We start from the raw sequence: 16,388 nt of genomic DNA on the forward strand, positions 1-16,388 counted from the left end.
CTCTAAATCACTTTGCTTGATATACGTCAAGCAAGATGGGTATGGCCTAATCCGAAAAAAGCGGTATAATCCCGCGATTTTTTTTGTGGCTGCCCCTCAGAGGAGAAAGAGAATGAAGATTGTGGAAGTCAAACACCCACTCGTCAAACACAAGCTGGGCCTGATGCGCGAGCACGACATCAGCACCAAACGCTTCCGTGAACTCGCCTCAGAAGTGGGCAGCTTACTGACTTATGAAGCCACCGCCGATCTGGCAACCGAGAAAGTGACCATCGAAGGCTGGAACGGCCCGGTGGAAGTTGAGCAGATCAAGGGCAAGAAAATTACCGTCGTGCCTATCCTGCGTGCAGGCCTCGGCATGATGGAAGGGGTGCTTGAGCACGTGCCAAGCGCGCGTATCAGCGTGGTGGGTATTTATCGCAATGAAGAAACCCTTGAGCCGGTACCTTACTTCCAGAAGCTGGTGTCCAACATCGATGAGCGGATGGCGCTGGTGGTTGACCCGATGCTGGCCACCGGTGGGTCGATGATCGCCACTATCGATCTGCTGAAAAACGCCGGCTGCACCAGCATCAAGGTGCTGGTGCTGGTGGCGGCGCCGGAAGGGATTGCCGCGCTGGAGAAAGCGCACCCGGACGTTGAGCTGTATACCGCCTCTGTCGATAAGGGACTGAACGAGCACGGGTACATCATTCCCGGTCTCGGCGATGCCGGCGACAAGATCTTTGGTACGAAATAATCGAATAATGATAAATAAGCCGACTTTGAGAGTCGGCTTTTTTTTGAATAAAACACACATAACTAACCATCTCAGAGGAAAACACTATGACGCGCCGTGCTATCGGGGTGAGTGAAAGACCGCCGCTTTTACAGACTATCCCGCTTAGTTTGCAGCACCTGTTTGCCATGTTCGGCGCAACGGTGCTGGTGCCAATCCTGTTCCACATCAACCCGGCCACCGTGCTGCTGTTCAACGGTATTGGTACGCTGCTGTACCTCTTTATCTGTAAAGGCAAAATCCCGGCGTATCTGGGATCGAGTTTCGCCTTTATCTCTCCGGTGCTGCTCCTGCTGCCGCTGGGCTATGAAGTGGCGCTGGGCGGTTTCATTATGTGCGGCGTGCTGTTCTGCCTCGTCTCCTTTATTGTCAAAAAAGCCGGTACCGGCTGGCTGGATGTGATGTTCCCCCCGGCGGCGATGGGGGCCATCGTGGCGGTTATCGGTCTGGAGCTGGCAGGCGTGGCGGCCAATATGGCCGGGCTGCTGCCAGCCGACGGCCAGTCACCGGACAGCAAAACCATTATTATCTCGATGGTAACCCTGGCGGTGACGGTGTTTGGTTCGGTCCTGTTCCGCGGCTTCCTGGCGATTATCCCGATCCTGATTGGCGTTCTGGTGGGCTATGCGCTGTCGTTTGTGATGGGAGTGGTTGATACCACCCCGATCGCCGAAGCGCACTGGTTCGCGCTGCCAACCTTCTACACGCCGCGTTTTGAATGGTTCGCCATCTTCACCATTCTGCCCGCTGCGCTGGTGGTGATTGCCGAGCACGTCGGTCACCTGGTGGTGACGGCCAATATCGTCAAACGCGATCTGATCCGCGACCCGGGCCTGCATCGTTCGATGTTTGCCAATGGCCTGTCGACGATCATTTCCGGCTTTTTCGGCTCGACGCCTAACACCACCTACGGGGAAAATATCGGCGTGATGGCGATTACCCGCGTCTACAGCACCTGGGTTATCGGCGGCGCGGCGATCATTGCGATTCTGCTCTCCTGCGTCGGCAAACTGGCGGCGGCGATCCAGATCATCCCGGTGCCGGTGATGGGCGGCGTGTCGCTGCTGCTGTACGGGGTGATCGGCGCCTCGGGGATCCGCGTACTGATTGAATCGAAGGTGGATTACAGCAAAGCGCAGAATCTGATCCTCACCTCCGTGATCCTGATCATCGGCGTCAGCGGTGCCAAAGTGCACATCGGTGCCGCTGAGCTGAAAGGGATGGCGCTGGCCACCATCGTCGGTATCGCACTCAGCCTGATTTTCAAGCTTATCAGCGTCCTGCGTCCGGAAGAGGTGGTTCTCGACGCCGCGGATAGCGAAGAGGTTAAATAACGATCGTCTGACCGGGCGGCGATCCCGCCCGGTTCTCTCCGGACCTAAATCTGTGATAAACTCTTCGCGTTTTTCTGTAAGCCTATGTTGAGGTCCATCTGAACGCACCGGCACAGCTCTCTTTGCCACTGTATCTTCCTGACGACGAAACCTTCGCGAGTTTCTGGCCGGGTGATAATCCTTCCCTACTTGCTGCCCTCCAGAACGTACTGCGCCAGGAACACAGCGGGTATATTTATATCTGGTCACGTGAAGGGGCGGGTCGCAGCCACCTGTTACACGCCGCCTGCGCCGAGCTTTCCCAGCGCGGGGATGCCGTGGGCTACGTGCCGCTGGATAAACGCACCTGGTTTGTGCCGGAGGTGCTGGAGGGGATGGAACAGCTGGCCCTGGTCTGCATCGATAACATCGAGTGCGTCGCCGGGGATGAGCCCTGGGAAATGGCCATCTTTAATCTCTACAACCGGATCCTGGAATCAGGTAAAACCCGGCTGCTGATCACCGGCGACCGGCCGCCGCGGCAACTGAATCTTGGTCTGCCGGATCTTGCCTCGCGGCTTGACTGGGGGCAGATCTATAAGCTGCAGCCGCTGTCGGATGAAGACAAACTGCAGGCCCTGCAGCTGCGCGCCAGACTGCGCGGCTTTGAGATGCCGGAGGACGTGTGCCGCTTCCTGCTGAAGCGGCTGGATCGCGAGATGCGCTCGCTATTTATGACCCTCGATCAGCTGGATCATGCCTCGATTACCGCTCAGCGCAAGCTGACGATCCCCTTCGTGAAAGAGATCCTTAAACTCTAGTCCGCCTGCGGAGTCAGTTCCTCCTCCGTCAGCCCGGTCAACCGGGCGACCAGGTCGCGCGCCAGGCCACTGTGTAGCATAGCGGCGGCGATACGCTGCGCCTCTTCTTTCCGGCCTTCCTGACGGCCCTGCGCCAGTCCCTGCGCCAGGCCCCGCTCCAGACCCTGCTGTTCCAGATATTCCGCAATTGTCATCAACGTCTCCTTGTGCTGCGGCGTACGTAACGCCAGCTCGCGAATGAACTTGATCGGCTCTCGCGCGTTGCCTGCCTGCACCAGATAGTGCATCAGGGCTTGTACCTGCGATTCCGTCGCCAGACCAGTCAATAATAATTCGCTCAGTTTGTCGAGGAGCTGCGCCAGATCGCGTTGTCGAATATGTTTTTGCAGTAACTCCAGCGTCGCCATGCGCTGGTGGGTGGCAATGTCGTCATCCGGAATGACGGTAATGTCCGCCAGCGGAAACGCCCTGTGATAAAGGTGGCCGGCCAGCTCCGGAGCGACGAATTCATCGAGCCAGCGCAGTGAGAACGGGTAGGGGCTTACCAGACCGTGGTAGAAGAGAACAGGGATCACCAGCGGCAGCCGATCGTGGCCGGCATCAAGGTGGCGCTGCATGGCGGCGATGGCGTAGCGCATCAGACGAAAGGCCATATGCCGGTCGGGCGTGCTCTGGTGTTCGATAAGCGCATAAATATAGCCGTCTCCCGCCGTGGTTTTCAGGGAATACAGAATGTCGGCGTAAAAGAGACGCAGATCGTCTTCGACAAAATGCCCGGACTCGAGATGCAGCGTACGCAGATCGCACACTTTAAGCAGCGTCTCGGGCAGGTACAGCCGCAGAAAATCGCGGGCGGTATCAGGGTGGGAGAGATAGGTCTTAAATACGGCATCGTGAGGCGTTGAGGTTGGTTTTTTCATGTTCATCCGTCCAGTGGATTGAGCGTTAGATGAACAGTAGCACTGCAAAACGGGCGGGAGGGATTGGCGTGGAAGATCTGGAATCAGCTACGTAAAAAAAGCGCCGCGTAAGCGCGGCGCGGGTGGCTTAGCTCACGATCTCAAGGACCTGCTCCGGCGGTCGGCCAATACGCGCCTGGCCGCGGCTGACGACAATTGGGCGTTCGATGAGCTTAGGGTTGTCGACCATCGCCTGTATCAGCGCGGCGTCGCTGAGCGCCGGGTCGGCAAGATTGAGCGATTTATACAGATCCTCTTTCTGGCGCATGAGCTCGCGGGGGCTCTCCATACCCAGCAGCTGCAGCAGTTGACGCAGCGTCCCGGCATCCGGTGGCGTCTCAAGATAAAGCACCACCTCAGGATCGATGCCGTGGCTCTTCAACAGGCTCAGCGTTTCGCGACTCTTCGAGCAGCGTGGGTTATGGTAAATTTTTACCGCGTCGGTCATGGGGTCTCCTTACATTTTTTGGTAGGGGCGGAAGCGGGCCTGTAGCTCACGTAGCTGGTCGATGCGGGCATCGTAGCGGGCCTGCTGCAGACTACCGAGTTTCACTTGCGAGCTGGCGCTGCTGAGCAGGGAAATCGCCTGTTCCAGCTGGCCGACCAGCGCCATGCTTTCTGCCCGCGCCGCCAGCTCCTGGTCGCGATTACCCAGGGCGCCTTCCGCCTGCGCCAGCAGGTCCCAGCCGTTGCCATCCTCTTTATAGGTAAAGGTATAACGATTCAGGATGGTCGCCGCTTCCCCGGGCTGTCCGCCCTGCAGGAGGGCGTTGGCCAGGTTCAACTGCAGCACCGGATTGGTGCGCAGTTCACGAGCGTTTTTAAGGCGGTTGATGGCGTCGCCGGTTTTCTTCTGTCCGAGGTCGATATCGGTGGCCAGATCGAGATACCAGGGATTTTGCGGATCGGCGCTGAGCAGCGGCTGCAGCGTTTTGCGCGCCTGGTCAAAGTTGTTGCTTTCCATCGCCAGCAGGGCGCGGCCATACTGCGCGGCATGCTGCTGGCGGATATTGCCTTTATCCCAGGCGTTGAGCAGATCGGTGCCTAGCTTATTGTCGCCGTTGGTGTACATTCCGAGGGTACGCGCCTTCGCCAGATAGAAGTCCGCTGAGGACTGCACGACAACCGGGCGCATCTGGTTGGCGCGGTTACGGGCATCGGCAAGCCGGCTTTCCGGCAGGGGGTGGGTGAGCAGCATTTCCGGCGGCCGCGTTGAGTAGCGCGACTCATCAAGCAGTTTACCCATAAACATCGGCATGGCCTGCGGGTCGAATCCCGAGCGTTGCAGAACCTGAATACCGATCCGGTCGGCCTCTTCTTCGTTCTGACGGGTGAAGCTGATCATGCCCTGTTGGGTGCCAGCCAGCGTCCCGGTCAGCGCCGCCATCCCGGCCTGCGGGCTGGCCATCGCCAGCAGAATTGAACCCAGCGCGCCGACCCAGGTCAGCGGCGCATTGCGTTTCTGATCTTCCATTGCGCGGGCGAGATGCCGCTGCGTAACGTGGGAAATTTCGTGCGCCATGACAGAGGCCAGTTCGCTCTCGTTATCGGAGTAGCGGAACAGGGCGGAGTGGAGGACCACATTGCCGCCGAAGAAGGCGAAGGCGTTAATTTGGTCGTTATTAATCAAATAGAAGTGGAACGGGGTGCGCACCGAATTCGCATGCGAGACCAGACGCATGCCCAGCCCGTTGATATATTGCACCAGCAGAGGGTCGTTGATCAGCGGCGCGCTGCCGCGCAGCTGGCGGACGTAGTAATCCCCCATCTGCATTTCCTGACCAATCGACAACGTGCTTCCTGCGGAGGTCCCCATGTCCGGCAGGGTATCTGCGGAGTCAGCAAAAGCAGGGCCTAACGAACCCAGCGTCAGCGACGCGATCACGGTCGCCACCAGCGTTTTCTTCAACTGCCTGAACATAACCTCTGTCCTGTAATGTGGGTGTGCCAGTTTGACCGATTGTGCGACGCAATGTTCCCTGGCCGCATCCCAGCGAGTTTAGCTGGCGTTAGACGCATTGAAAATAGGTTCTTCACGGCGGAGACGGGTTTGTCTGCTGCGCATCAAAAAGCGAAGTCTTTTTTGTGACATTTCGATACAATTCCCCCGTTTGTCGCCGCGTTGCGCTTCAGGGAAGGTTTTATGCTCGAGATGTTAATGCAGTGGTACCGCCGTCGATTCAGCGACCCTGAGGCGATAGCGCTGCTGGTTATTTTGCTTGCCGGTTTCGGCATCATGTTCTTTTTCAGCGGCCTGCTGGCCCCGTTACTGGTGGCTATCGTGCTGGCCTATCTGCTGGAGTGGCCGACCGTTCGCCTGGAGCGCATCGGCCTGTCGCGCACCTGGGCGACCTCGCTGGTGCTAATCCTCTTTGTGGGTATTCTGCTCTTGCTGGCCTTTGTGGTGCTGCCGGTGGCCTGGCAGCAGGGGATCTACCTTATCCGCGATATGCCGGGCATGCTTAACAAGCTCTCTGATTTCGCCGCCACGCTGCCGCGGCGCTATCCGGCGTTGATGGATGCCGGCATCATCGATGCGATGGCGGAAAATATGCGCACCCGGATGCTGACGGTGGGCGACTCGGTGGTCAAGTATTCTCTCGCCTCGCTGGTGGGGCTGCTCACGCTGGCGGTCTATCTGGTGCTGGTGCCGCTGATGGTCTTCTTCCTGCTGAAGGATAAAGAGCAGATGCTCAACGCGGTACGCCGCGTGCTGCCGCGAAACCGCGGTCTGGCCGGGCAGGTATGGAAGGAGATGAACCAGCAAATCACCAACTACATTCGCGGTAAGGTGCTGGAGATGATTGTCGTCAGCGTCGCCACCTGGATAGGCTTTATCCTTTTCGGCCTCAACTACTCGCTGCTGTTGGCGGTGCTGGTGGGCTTCTCGGTGCTGATCCCCTATATCGGCGCGTTTGTGGTGACCATTCCGGTGGTAGGGGTGGCGCTGTTTCAGTTTGGCGCTGGCACCGAGTTCTGGAGTCTGTTCGCGGTCTATCTGATTATTCAGGGACTGGACGGTAACCTGCTGGTACCGGTGCTGTTCTCGGAAGCGGTGAATCTGCACCCGCTGGTGATTATCCTGTCGGTGGTGATCTTTGGCGGTTTGTGGGGATTCTGGGGCGTCTTCTTCGCCATTCCGCTGGCCACGTTAATTAAAGCGGTGGTGCATGCCTGGCCGGATGGTCTGGTCGTCGACGACGACTAAGGCATTGAGGATAAAAAAAGACGCCGGGCGAGGTTTTCTCCCCCGGCGTCTTGCTTTGCATCAGGCGTTTTCTTTCAGCCAGTTCAACACCACGTCGTGGTGATTGCTGGTTTTGAAGTCATCAAAGACGTGTTCGATTTTGCCATCGGCATCAACGAGGAAGCTGATACGGTGGATCCCGTCGTAGGTTTTCCCCATAAAGGATTTTTCGCCCCAGACGCCAAACTGCTCGCAAACCTGATGGTTTTCATCAGACAGCAGCGTAAAGTTCAGCAGCTCTTTTTCGGCGAAACGGGAGAGCTTTTCCGGTTTATCGGTGCTGATGCCCAGCACTTCCACACCGGCTTTTTTCAGGTCGTCCATATTATCGCGCAAGCCGCACGCCTGGACGGTGCAGCCCGGGGTCATGGCTTTCGGGTAAAAATAAACCAGGACACGCTGTCCCTGGAAGTCGGTTAAATTTACTTCCTCGCCGTCCTGGTCCGGTAAGCTAAATTTCGGTGCAAGATCACCGGCTTTCAGTGGGGTCATGGGTTAAACTCCATCCTGTTCATCATGCTGTGAATAATTAACGATGTTAATACTGCCTTGTGCGTTGAGTTCTGTACATAGGGCTTTGAACGCTTGTTCGATATTTGCTGCATTTTGCGTCGCAGGGCTGTGAGCCGTTATCTGGATAAAAAGCTGCGCGGAATCGCCGTCTCCCGGCTGCGTGCGGGACACCAGTTCCGCGATATTCATATTCCATGTATCGCACAGGGCAGTGAAGCGCTCGATGATATGCGGTGAGTCCGGCACCTCAACCTGGACCCAGACGGTGTTTGGCATGGCCTGCGGCGGGCGCGCGGTGGTGCGTTTCATCACGATCAACAGCTCCAGCTCCGCGCCTTTCAGCGGCAGGGTTGATTCGATCAGGTTAATCGCATTCCACGAACCGGAAAGCAGCATGATAAACGTAAACTCATCACCGAGCATGGCCAGCCGGCTGTCTTCGATATTACAACCGCAGCTGCTGACGTGGCGAGTGATCGTATTCACGATGCCGGGACGGTCAGCCCCCAGGGCGGTAATAACCAGATAGTGTTGTAATGAGGCTGTCAAACCTGTTCTTCCTTTAAAAAGGTGAGGTAACATTAGGAAAGCATAAAAAAAACCGCCATACAACATCCCTGATGGCGTCGGGTCTCTTGCTTTTATTGCAGCTCCAAACGTAACATTGAGAATCTTGTCGCACTTCTGCTCTGAGGATGGCCCATGTTCACGGGAAGTATTGTAGCGCTTGTCACGCCGATGGATGAAAACGGTAATGTCTGCCGGACAAGCCTGAAAAAACTGATTGATTACCATGTCGCCAACGGAACCTCGGCGATCGTTTCGGTAGGGACTACCGGTGAATCCGCAACGCTGAGCCATGAAGAGCATGGCGACGTGGTGATGATGACGCTGGAACTGGCTGACGGGCGTATCCCGGTTATCGCGGGAACGGGAGCCAATGCAACCGCAGAGGCGATTAGCCTGACCAAACGTTTTAACGATAGCGGCGTAGTCGGCTGCCTGACGGTCACTCCTTATTATAACCGTCCGACCCAGGAAGGCCTGTTCCAGCACTTTAAAGCTATCGCCGAACATACTGACCTGCCGCAAATTCTGTATAATGTGCCGTCCCGTACCGGTTGCGATATGCTGCCGGAAACCGTTGGCCGTCTGGCGCAAATTAAAAATATTGTCGGTATTAAGGAAGCAACAGGGAACTTAAGTCGTGTTCACCAGATCAAAGAGCTGGTTTCAGACGACTTTATTCTGCTGAGCGGTGACGATGCGACCGGTATGGACTTTATGCAGCTCGGCGGCGTGGGCGTGATTTCCGTTACCGCCAACGTGGCGGCGCGCGAAATGGCCGACATGTGCCGTCTGGCGCTGGCGGGTCAATTTGCCGAAGCCCGGGCGATTAACCAGCGTCTGATGCCATTGCATACAAAATTATTTGTCGAACCCAATCCTATCCCGGTGAAATGGGGATGCAAGGCGTTGGGTCTTGTGGCGACCGATACGCTGCGCTTGCCGATGACGCCTATCACCGACCAGGGTCGTGAAGCCGTTACCGCCGCGCTGAAGCATGCCGGTTTGCTGTAAAGTTTAGGGAGATTTGATGGCTTACTCAGTACAGAAGTCGCGCCTGGCGAAGGTTGCGGGTGTTTCGCTGGTTCTACTCCTCGCGGCCTGTAGTTCCGACTCGCGCTATAAGCGTCAGGTGAGCGGTGATGAGGCCTATTTACAGGCGTCACCGTTGAGCGAACTTCACGCGCCGGCGGGGATGATCCTGCCGATTCAGGTGGGTGATTACAACATTCCGGTGGCCAACAGCACCGGCGCGGTCGGCAAGGCGCTGGACATTCGCCCGCCGGCGCAGCCGCTGGCATTGGTTAGCGGCGCCCGCACCCAGTTCAACGGCGATACCGCGACGCTGATGGTCGAAAACGGCCGCAGCGGTTCGCTGTGGGCGCAGGTTACCAGCATTCTTCAGTCGAAGAACTACGTTATCGCCAAGCGCGATGATGCGAGCCAGACGCTGAACACCGACTGGGTTGAGTGGAACCGTCTTGATGAAGATCAGCAGTATCGCGGTCGTTATCAAATCTCCGTCAAACCGCAGGGCTATCAGCAAGCGGTTGTGGTCAAGCTGGTGAATCTGGAGCAGGCGGGTAAACCGGTTGCCGATCCGGCGTCACTGCAGCGCTACAGCACCGCCATGCTGAACGTCATTTCGGAAGGCCTGGACATGAACGCCACCAGCGCCCAGAACGCCGCTCAGCGCAGCGCGGGCGCCACCTTCGACGTGCAGAGCGCTGCCGACGATACTGGCCTGCCAATGCTCGTCGTTCGCGCGCCGTTTAACATGGTGTGGCAGCGTCTGCCGGGCGCCCTCGAGAAAGTGGGGATGAAAGTGACCGACAGCACGCGCTCTCAGGGCAGCATGGCGCTGACCTACAAGCCGCTGTCTGACAGCAGTTGGCAGGAGCTGGGCGCACGCGACCCGCAGCTGGTCTCCGGTGACTACAAACTTCAGGTCGGCGACCTCGATAACCGCAGTAGCCTGCAGTTCATCGACCCGAAAGGCCACACCCTGACGCAGTCGCAAAATGACGCTCTGGTAGCCGTATTCCAGGCCGCATTTAACAAGTAATCAAAAGGGCTGGAGCAATCCGGCCCTTTTAATATATAGTGACGCAAACGTGTGCGTATACACATCATCCTTCAAATTGCCTCTTTGTTGGCCGCCTTCGTTCAACCCAGTCACTTACTTTTGTAAGCTCCTGGGGATTCGCTCAGTTGCCGCCTCGATGCACTTTGAATGATTTTGTGTATAGGTGGAAACGTATTTTTAGGCTCAATATCACTGGAGTAGTGAAAGATGAAAAAGCAAGCTGAGTTGTATCGTGGTAAGGCGAAGACAGTATACAGCACCGATAATCCGGACCTGCTGGTACTGGAATTCCGTAACGATACGTCAGCAGGTGATGGCGCGCGCATCGAGCAGTTCGATCGTAAAGGCATGGTGAATAACAAGTTCAACCACTTCATTATGAGCAAACTGGCAGAAGCGGGCATCCCTACCCAGATGGAAGCGCTGCTCTCCGATACCGAATGCCTGGTGAAAAAACTGGATATGGTGCCGGTGGAGTGCGTGGTGCGTAACCGTGCGGCAGGCTCGCTGGTAAAACGTTTAGGCATTGAAGAAGGTATCGAGCTGAATCCGCCGCTGTTCGATCTGTTCCTGAAAAACGATGCCATGCACGATCCGATGGTCAACGACTCCTACTGCGAAACCTTCGGCTGGGTGAGCAAAGAGAATCTGGCGCGTATGCGCGAGCTGACCTACAAAGCCAACGACGTGCTGAAAAAATTGTTCGATGACGCCGGTCTGATTCTGGTGGACTTTAAGCTGGAGTTTGGTCTGTTCAAAGGCGAAGTGGTGCTGGGCGATGAGTTTTCGCCGGACGGCAGCCGCCTGTGGGACAAAAACACCCTTGATAAAATGGACAAAGACCGCTTCCGCCAGAGCCTTGGCGGCCTGATCGAAGCCTACGAAGAAGTGGCTCACCGCCTGGGCGTTAAGCTCGACTAACTCGCCCGCCGCCAGAAGATGGTCTCATCTTCTGGCGTCTCTTGCTGTTTCCTGTGGTAATCCTGCGCTGAACCGCCTACGATCTCTGCTATTGATACATAACAGGGAATGAGGTGCTTATGCGCTGGCAAGGGCGTCGCGAAAGCGACAATGTTGAAGATCGACGCGGTCAATCGGGCTCGCCGTTTGGCGGCGGGGGCGGCGGCTTCCGGCTGCCGAGCGGGAAGGGCGGCATTGTGCTGCTGATTATTGTGCTGGTGGCAGGCTATTACGGCGTGGATTTGACCGGCATGCTGACCGGCGAACCGATGCCGCAGCAGCAGACCTCCACGCAGCGCTCAATCAGTCCAAAAGACGATGAAGCGGCGAAGTTTACTTCGGTGATCCTAGCCACCACCGAAGATACCTGGGGACCGATCTTTGAAAAGATGGGCCGCCAGTACCCCCAGCCAAAGCTGGTGCTCTACCGCGGCGCGACCCGTACCGGCTGCGGTACCGGCCAGTCGGTGATGGGGCCGTTCTACTGTCCTGCCGACAGCACGGTCTATATCGACCTGTCATTCTACGATGAGATGAAAAATAAACTGGGCGCCGACGGCGACTTTGCCCAGGGGTACGTCATTGCCCATGAAGTGGGTCATCACGTACAAAAACTGCTGGGCATTGAGCCGAAGGTCCGCCAGCAACAGCAGCATGCCACCGAGGCCGAAGCCAACCGGCTGTCGGTTAAGATGGAGCTGCAGGCAGACTGCTTCGCCGGCGTCTGGGGCCATAATATGCAGCAGCAGGATATTCTGGAAACCGGCGATCTGCAGGAGGCGCTGAACGCCGCCGAGGCCATCGGCGACGACCGTCTGCAGCAGCAGAGCCAGGGTCGGGTGGTACCGGACAGCTTTACCCACGGCACGTCAAAACAGCGCTACACCTGGTTCAAACGCGGTTTCGACAGCGGCGACCCGGCGCAGTGCAACACCTTCGGCAGCGCCCTGTAATCGCCACCGATGATGGACGCGCTGCTTGACCTCACCGCGCAGATGGAGCGGGAGGGTATTCGCCGCCTGCTGGTACTCAGCGGCGACGAGGCCTGGACGCTGCAGCAGGCGCAGGCGCTGCGGGAGAGGCTCGCTGGCGATGGCCTGTGGGTGGGCCCCGAGCCGGTTTTCGCGCCCGGGGTGGCGCCTGGCGCCCTGAAGACGCTGCTGGGGCGGGAAGTCATGCACGCCTTTTTCGATGCCCGGCGCGGATTTGATGTAGCCGCCCTGGCGGCCCTGAGCGGTACCCTGCGGGCGGGAAGCTGGCTGGTGCTGCTGACGCCCCCCTTCGCCGACTGGCCGTCCCGGGTGGATGAGGACTCCCTGCGCTGGAGCGATACGCCCGACCCGATCTCTACTCCCCACTTTGTTCTCCGCTGCTGTCGGCAGTTTATCGCCGACCCCGATGTGCTGCTCTGGCGGCAGTCGGACTCACCGCGGCTCCCGCTGGCCGTCCCGCGCCCTGACTGGCATCCCGCCGAGGGTCACCCGCTGGCCGAACAGGCGGTGATCCTTGCGCAATTGTTGCGTCTACCGCCCGGTATCGCGGCGGTGACGGCTGAACGAGGGCGAGGCAAATCCGCCCTCGCGGGCATGTTGCTGCGCCAGCTCGCGGGCGAGGCCATCGTTACCGCCCCGACCCGCAGCGCCGTCGATGTGCTGGCGAGCTTTGCCGGCGAGGCGTTTCGCTTTATGGCGCCTGATGCGCTGCTGTCGTCGAAAGAAACGGCGTCCTGGCTGATTGTCGATGAGGCCGCGGCCATTCCGGCTCCGCTTCTCCGGCAGCTGGTAAGCCGTTTTCCCCGCACGCTACTCACCACGACGGTGCAGGGTTATGAGGGCACCGGGCGCGGGTTCCTGCTGAAATTTTGCGCCAGCCTGCCCCATCTGCAGTCGTTCAGCCTGAGCGCGCCGATCCGCTGGGCAGTGGGCTGCCCGCTGGAGTCAGCCATCAGTCAGCTGCTGATCTTCAGCGATGAGGCATTTCGCGATGCGCCGACGGGGGAGGTTGCCGTGGAAGAGGTCGATCAGTCCAGCTGGCAAACGCGGCCGGCGCTGCCGGAGGCGATGTACCAGCTGTTGTCCGGGGCGCATTACCGCACTTCTCCTCTCGATCTGCGGCGCATGATGGACGCGCCGGGCCAGGCTTTCCGCTGCGCACGCGCCGGCGGCGCGGTGGCGGGCGCGCTGTGGCTGGTGGCCGAGGGGGGACTTTCTCCTGAACTCAGCCGGGCGGTGTGGGCGGGTTTTCGCCGGCCGCGAGGGAACCTGGTCGCCCAGTCGCTGGCGGCGCATGGCGGCAGTCCCCTCGCGGCGACGCTGCGCGGGCTGCGGGTCAGTCGGATCGCCGTCCACCCCGCCCGCCAGCGCGAAGGGCTGGGGCAGCAGATGATCGCGGATATCGCCGCCGATGCCGCAGGTTATGACTATCTCTCCGTCAGCTTTGGCTATACCCCTGAGCTGTGGCGCTTCTGGCAACGCTGCGGGTTTATCCTCGTGCGGCTGGGCACTCATCGCGAGGCCAGCAGCGGATGCTATACCGCGATGGCTCTGTTCCCGCTGAGTGCAGCGGGGCATCAGCTCGCGCAGCGGGAGGCGCAGCGGCTACAACGCGATGAATACTGGCTGCGCCCGTGGCGGGACGCGCCCGCGCCGCTGCCGGCCGTTTCAGGGGCTATGCTTAGTGATGAGGACTGGCTGGAAGCGGCCAGCTTTGCCTTCGCCCATCGCCCGCTGGCCGCGGCGCTGGGTTGCCTCAATCGTCTGCTGATGCAGGTCGACATGCCGTTGCCGGCGCTGCGCGGGCGCCTGCAGGGGGAAGAAGAGGCCGAACTCTGCGCCGCGCTGCAGCTAACAGGGCGTAAAGCGCTGCTGGCGAGATGGCGTCAGGAGGCCGCTGACGCTTTGCGCTTCCTCGATGCAGCGCGCGCTGAGGCGCTGCGTCTGCAGGTAGCGCACCTGCAATTTTTTTAACTAACTCATTCAGTTAAATGGCATGGTCATATCTGGCGAGCGGCGTACACTGCCCGCATACACAAAGGAGACAGCCATGAAACACGATCATTTTATTGTTCAAAGCCCTGCAACGCCTGCGCAACAGCTGTTGCTGCTGTTTCATGGCGTGGGGGATAACCCGGTCTCCATGGGGCAAATTGGCAGCTGGTTCGCGCCGCAGTTTCCTGATGCGCTGATCGTTAGCATTGGCGGGGTGGAGCCTTGCGGTCCCAACGGCCGGCAGTGGTTTTCGGTGCAGGGAGTGACGGAAGAGAATCGTCAGCAGCGTATCGACGCCATTATGCCGACCTTTATTGACATTGTGCGCTACTGGCAGGAAAAGAGCGGCGTCAGCCCGCTGGCCACCGCGCTGATCGGCTTCTCTCAGGGGGCGATCATGTCGCTGGAGAGCATCAAAGCAGCGCCGGATCTGGCTTCGCGGGTGATCGCCTTTAATGGCCGCTACGCGACGCTGCCGGTCACTGCAACGACGGCCACCACTATTCACCTGATCCACGGTGGTGACGATCGGGTTATCGATCTGGCGTGGGCGGTGTCGGCTCAGGAGGCGTTGTTGCAGGCGGGGGGCGACGTGACTTTAGATATTGTTGACGATCTGGGGCATGCCATCGACGATCGCAGCATGCAGTTTGCGATTGAGCGACTGCGCTATACCGTGCCGAAGCACTATTTTGATGAGGCGCTGAGCGGCAGTACGCCGAAAGGGGACGATATCATCGAAATGCTGTAACCCCGGCGGGCGGGGTTACAGGCGGGCGGTACCGCGATAAAGGCAAACTTACGGTTTCTTCGACTGGTCGTGCTTCGGCCAGTCGTCGTCGTCATCCCATTTATCGTTAAAATCACGGTGCGGCGGCAGATCGGGTTTGTTGTTGAGGAATTTTTTGTGGTCAACGCGGTTCAGATCTTTAATCACGTTGATAATTACCCCCACCAAAAAGACCAGCACCAGAATCCACCAGTGTTTAATAAGCCATTCCATGCGCGCTTCCTCTTTACGTCAGTACGTCAGGCGACCAGCTGTTCCATTACGCGTTGATACATCCGCGCCAGCAGCTGCAGGTCGGCGGCGTTCACACATTCATTAATTTTGTGAATCGTGGCGTTCACCGGGCCCAGCTCTACCACCTGCGCCCCCATGCGCGCGATAAACCGTCCGTCTGAGGTGCCGCCGTTGGTTAACAGCTGCGGTTTGATCTCATTATAGTGCTCAATCGCGTTGACGACCGCATCCACCAGCTTGCCCCGTCCGGTGAGGAACGGCTGGCCGGAGAGCCACCACTCCACGCTGTAACGCAGCTGGTATTTTTCCAGCAGGGCGACCACCCGGGCTTTGATCATCTCATCCGTCAGTTCCGTACTGAAGCGGAAGTTGAACTGGACGAACATATCGCCAGGGATCACGTTGTTGCTGCCGGTGCCGGACTGCACGTTGGCAATCTGCATGCTGGTCGGCGGGAAGTATTCATTGCCTTTATCCCACTCGATATTGACCAGCTCCGCCAGCATCGGCGCCGCGCGATGGACGGGGTTATCGGCAAGGTGCGGATAGGCGACATGGCCCTGTACGCCGTGAATGGTCAGATTGCAGGTCAGCGAGCCGCGACGGCCGTTTTTCACCACATCGCCGACCACTTCGGTACTGGAGGGTTCGCCGACCAGACAGTAGTCCAGACGCTCGTTACGCGCCATCAGCGTCTCCACCACTTTGACGGTGCCGTTTTTGGCGCTGGCCTCTTCATCAGAGGTAATCAAAAACGCCAGCCGGCCCCGGTGGTTCGGGTACTGCGCGACAAAACGCTCAGCGGCAACCACCATCGCCGCCAGCGAGCCTTTCATATCCGCCGCCCCGCGGCCAAACAGCATCCCGTCGCGGATGGTGGGTTCGAACGGCGGATTGATCCAGCGGTCGGCGTCGCCTGCCGGGACCACGTCGGTGTGGCCGGCGAAGGCCAGCGTCTCGCCGTGGCCGCGCCAGGCCCAGAAGTTCTGCGTATCGCCGAAATCCATCGGTTCAACGGTAAAGCCGATCGCACGCAGGCGTTCAATCATTAACGCCTGGCATCCCGCATCATCGGGGCTAAGGGAAGGGCGGCGAATAAGCTGCTGAGCCAGCTCAATGACCGGGCAAGACAT

The 16,388-nt window shown here is 58.7% G+C and carries 18 protein-coding genes; 11 read left to right on the forward strand and 7 right to left on the reverse strand.

Annotated features, from left to right (window positions below):
* The first annotated feature begins 112 nt into the window (after positions 1-112).
* The 3 genes from upp to ACOI6Z_RS00475 all read left to right on the forward strand — a co-directional run bounded on the left by upp (position 113) and on the right by ACOI6Z_RS00475 (position 2,912).
* Positions 113-739: a uracil phosphoribosyltransferase gene (upp, locus tag ACOI6Z_RS00465; RefSeq protein ID WP_004201927.1), complete on the forward strand. Its 627-nt coding sequence runs from the start codon at positions 113-115 to the stop codon at positions 737-739.
* A gap of 86 nt (positions 740-825) precedes the next feature.
* Entirely contained in the window at positions 826-2,112 is a 1,287-nt protein-coding gene (gene uraA, locus ACOI6Z_RS00470; protein ID WP_065812237.1) for a uracil permease, read from the forward strand.
* 98 nt (positions 2,113-2,210) lie between these two features.
* The gene (locus ACOI6Z_RS00475) at positions 2,211-2,912 is read left to right on the forward strand and encodes a DnaA inactivator Hda (protein WP_020947395.1); all 702 of its coding nucleotides are present in this window, start codon (positions 2,211-2,213) and stop codon (positions 2,910-2,912) included.
* Here ACOI6Z_RS00475 and ACOI6Z_RS00480 read toward each other — a convergent pair.
* The 3 genes from ACOI6Z_RS00480 to bepA all read right to left on the reverse strand — a co-directional run bounded on the left by ACOI6Z_RS00480 (position 2,909) and on the right by bepA (position 5,792).
* Positions 2,909-3,832: an Rpn family recombination-promoting nuclease/putative transposase gene (locus ACOI6Z_RS00480; RefSeq protein ID WP_072422354.1), complete on the reverse strand. Its 924-nt coding sequence runs from the start codon at positions 3,830-3,832 to the stop codon at positions 2,909-2,911. The two genes, ACOI6Z_RS00475 and ACOI6Z_RS00480, sit on opposite strands and share 4 nt — an antisense overlap.
* Positions 3,833-3,959: 127 nt before the next feature.
* Positions 3,960-4,319 carry an arsenate reductase (glutaredoxin) gene (gene arsC / locus ACOI6Z_RS00485; RefSeq protein ID WP_048297992.1) on the reverse strand — a complete coding sequence of 120 codons (360 nt, stop codon included), beginning with the start codon at positions 4,317-4,319 and terminating at the stop codon, positions 3,960-3,962.
* Positions 4,320-4,328: 9 nt separating this feature from the next.
* The gene (gene bepA, locus ACOI6Z_RS00490) at positions 4,329-5,792 is read right to left on the reverse strand and encodes a beta-barrel assembly-enhancing protease (protein WP_004201932.1); all 1,464 of its coding nucleotides are present in this window, start codon (positions 5,790-5,792) and stop codon (positions 4,329-4,331) included.
* A gap of 51 nt (positions 5,793-5,843) precedes the next feature.
* Here bepA and ACOI6Z_RS00495 point away from each other — a divergent pair, with 51 nt between their 5' ends.
* The gene (locus tag ACOI6Z_RS00495; RefSeq protein WP_032429201.1) at positions 5,844-5,960 is read left to right on the forward strand and encodes a hypothetical protein; all 117 of its coding nucleotides are present in this window, start codon (positions 5,844-5,846) and stop codon (positions 5,958-5,960) included.
* Between the two features lie 54 nt (positions 5,961-6,014).
* Positions 6,015-7,079, forward strand: coding sequence for an AI-2E family transporter (locus ACOI6Z_RS00500; protein ID WP_004201933.1), 1,065 nt, complete (start codon positions 6,015-6,017; stop codon positions 7,077-7,079).
* 60 nt (positions 7,080-7,139) lie between these two features.
* Here the strand turns inward: ACOI6Z_RS00500 and bcp are convergent, their stop codons facing one another.
* Entirely contained in the window at positions 7,140-7,610 is a 471-nt protein-coding gene (bcp, locus tag ACOI6Z_RS00505; RefSeq protein ID WP_004201935.1) for a thioredoxin-dependent thiol peroxidase, read from the reverse strand.
* 3 nt (positions 7,611-7,613) lie between these two features.
* Positions 7,614-8,180: a glycine cleavage system transcriptional repressor gene (locus tag ACOI6Z_RS00510; protein ID WP_002913804.1), complete on the reverse strand. Its 567-nt coding sequence runs from the start codon at positions 8,178-8,180 to the stop codon at positions 7,614-7,616.
* A 153-nt stretch (positions 8,181-8,333) separates the two neighbouring features.
* Here ACOI6Z_RS00510 and dapA point away from each other — a divergent pair, with 153 nt between their 5' ends.
* From dapA to ypfH, 6 genes are all read left to right on the forward strand, one after another.
* A complete protein-coding gene (gene dapA, locus ACOI6Z_RS00515; RefSeq protein ID WP_023290616.1) occupies positions 8,334-9,212 on the forward strand; it encodes a 4-hydroxy-tetrahydrodipicolinate synthase in 879 nt (292 codons plus the stop codon).
* Positions 9,213-9,228: 16 nt separating this feature from the next.
* The gene (gene bamC, locus ACOI6Z_RS00520; RefSeq protein WP_023290615.1) at positions 9,229-10,263 is read left to right on the forward strand and encodes an outer membrane protein assembly factor BamC; all 1,035 of its coding nucleotides are present in this window, start codon (positions 9,229-9,231) and stop codon (positions 10,261-10,263) included.
* Between the two features lie 228 nt (positions 10,264-10,491).
* Positions 10,492-11,205 carry a phosphoribosylaminoimidazolesuccinocarboxamide synthase gene (gene purC, locus ACOI6Z_RS00525; RefSeq protein WP_002913801.1) on the forward strand — a complete coding sequence of 238 codons (714 nt, stop codon included), beginning with the start codon at positions 10,492-10,494 and terminating at the stop codon, positions 11,203-11,205.
* Between the two features lie 119 nt (positions 11,206-11,324).
* A complete protein-coding gene (locus tag ACOI6Z_RS00530) occupies positions 11,325-12,197 on the forward strand; it encodes a neutral zinc metallopeptidase (RefSeq protein ID WP_023290614.1) in 873 nt (290 codons plus the stop codon).
* A 9-nt stretch (positions 12,198-12,206) separates the two neighbouring features.
* The gene (locus tag ACOI6Z_RS00535; protein ID WP_065812239.1) at positions 12,207-14,210 is read left to right on the forward strand and encodes a tRNA(Met) cytidine acetyltransferase TmcA; all 2,004 of its coding nucleotides are present in this window, start codon (positions 12,207-12,209) and stop codon (positions 14,208-14,210) included.
* A 76-nt stretch (positions 14,211-14,286) separates the two neighbouring features.
* The gene (gene ypfH, locus ACOI6Z_RS00540) at positions 14,287-14,982 is read left to right on the forward strand and encodes an esterase (RefSeq protein WP_023290612.1); all 696 of its coding nucleotides are present in this window, start codon (positions 14,287-14,289) and stop codon (positions 14,980-14,982) included.
* Between the two features lie 48 nt (positions 14,983-15,030).
* On the opposite strand, the gene ACOI6Z_RS00545 is transcribed toward ypfH, so the two are convergent.
* Positions 15,031-15,234 carry a YpfN family protein gene (locus ACOI6Z_RS00545; protein WP_002913768.1) on the reverse strand — a complete coding sequence of 68 codons (204 nt, stop codon included), beginning with the start codon at positions 15,232-15,234 and terminating at the stop codon, positions 15,031-15,033.
* 26 nt (positions 15,235-15,260) lie between these two features.
* Positions 15,261-16,388, reverse strand: a complete 1,128-nt coding sequence (gene dapE, locus ACOI6Z_RS00550) for a succinyl-diaminopimelate desuccinylase (protein WP_048336289.1) — start codon at positions 16,386-16,388, stop codon at positions 15,261-15,263.

The organism is Klebsiella sp. C239 (assembly GCF_048822715.1).
Classification (GTDB): domain Bacteria; phylum Pseudomonadota; class Gammaproteobacteria; order Enterobacterales; family Enterobacteriaceae; genus Klebsiella; species Klebsiella quasipneumoniae.

Coding starts and splice junctions, on each gene's coding strand:
- upp (WP_004201927.1), top strand. CDS start 113: ATGAAGATTGTGGAAGTCAAACACCCACTCGTCAAACACAAGCTGGGC.
- uraA (WP_065812237.1), top strand. CDS start 826: ATGACGCGCCGTGCTATCGGGGTGAGTGAAAGACCGCCGCTTTTACAG.
- ACOI6Z_RS00480 (WP_072422354.1), bottom strand. CDS start 3,832: ATGAAAAAACCAACCTCAACGCCTCACGATGCCGTATTTAAGACCTAT.
- arsC (WP_048297992.1), bottom strand. CDS start 4,319: ATGACCGACGCGGTAAAAATTTACCATAACCCACGCTGCTCGAAGAGT.
- bepA (WP_004201932.1), bottom strand. CDS start 5,792: ATGTTCAGGCAGTTGAAGAAAACGCTGGTGGCGACCGTGATCGCGTCG.
- ACOI6Z_RS00495 (WP_032429201.1), top strand. CDS start 5,844: ATGTTCCCTGGCCGCATCCCAGCGAGTTTAGCTGGCGTTAGACGCATT.
- ACOI6Z_RS00500 (WP_004201933.1), top strand. CDS start 6,015: ATGCTCGAGATGTTAATGCAGTGGTACCGCCGTCGATTCAGCGACCCT.
- bcp (WP_004201935.1), bottom strand. CDS start 7,610: ATGACCCCACTGAAAGCCGGTGATCTTGCACCGAAATTTAGCTTACCG.
- dapA (WP_023290616.1), top strand. CDS start 8,334: ATGTTCACGGGAAGTATTGTAGCGCTTGTCACGCCGATGGATGAAAAC.
- bamC (WP_023290615.1), top strand. CDS start 9,229: ATGGCTTACTCAGTACAGAAGTCGCGCCTGGCGAAGGTTGCGGGTGTT.
- purC (WP_002913801.1), top strand. CDS start 10,492: ATGAAAAAGCAAGCTGAGTTGTATCGTGGTAAGGCGAAGACAGTATAC.
- ACOI6Z_RS00530 (WP_023290614.1), top strand. CDS start 11,325: ATGCGCTGGCAAGGGCGTCGCGAAAGCGACAATGTTGAAGATCGACGC.
- ACOI6Z_RS00535 (WP_065812239.1), top strand. CDS start 12,207: ATGATGGACGCGCTGCTTGACCTCACCGCGCAGATGGAGCGGGAGGGT.
- ypfH (WP_023290612.1), top strand. CDS start 14,287: ATGAAACACGATCATTTTATTGTTCAAAGCCCTGCAACGCCTGCGCAA.
- ACOI6Z_RS00545 (WP_002913768.1), bottom strand. CDS start 15,234: ATGGAATGGCTTATTAAACACTGGTGGATTCTGGTGCTGGTCTTTTTG.
- dapE (WP_048336289.1), bottom strand. CDS start 16,388: ATGTCTTGCCCGGTCATTGAGCTGGCTCAGCAGCTTATTCGCCGCCCT.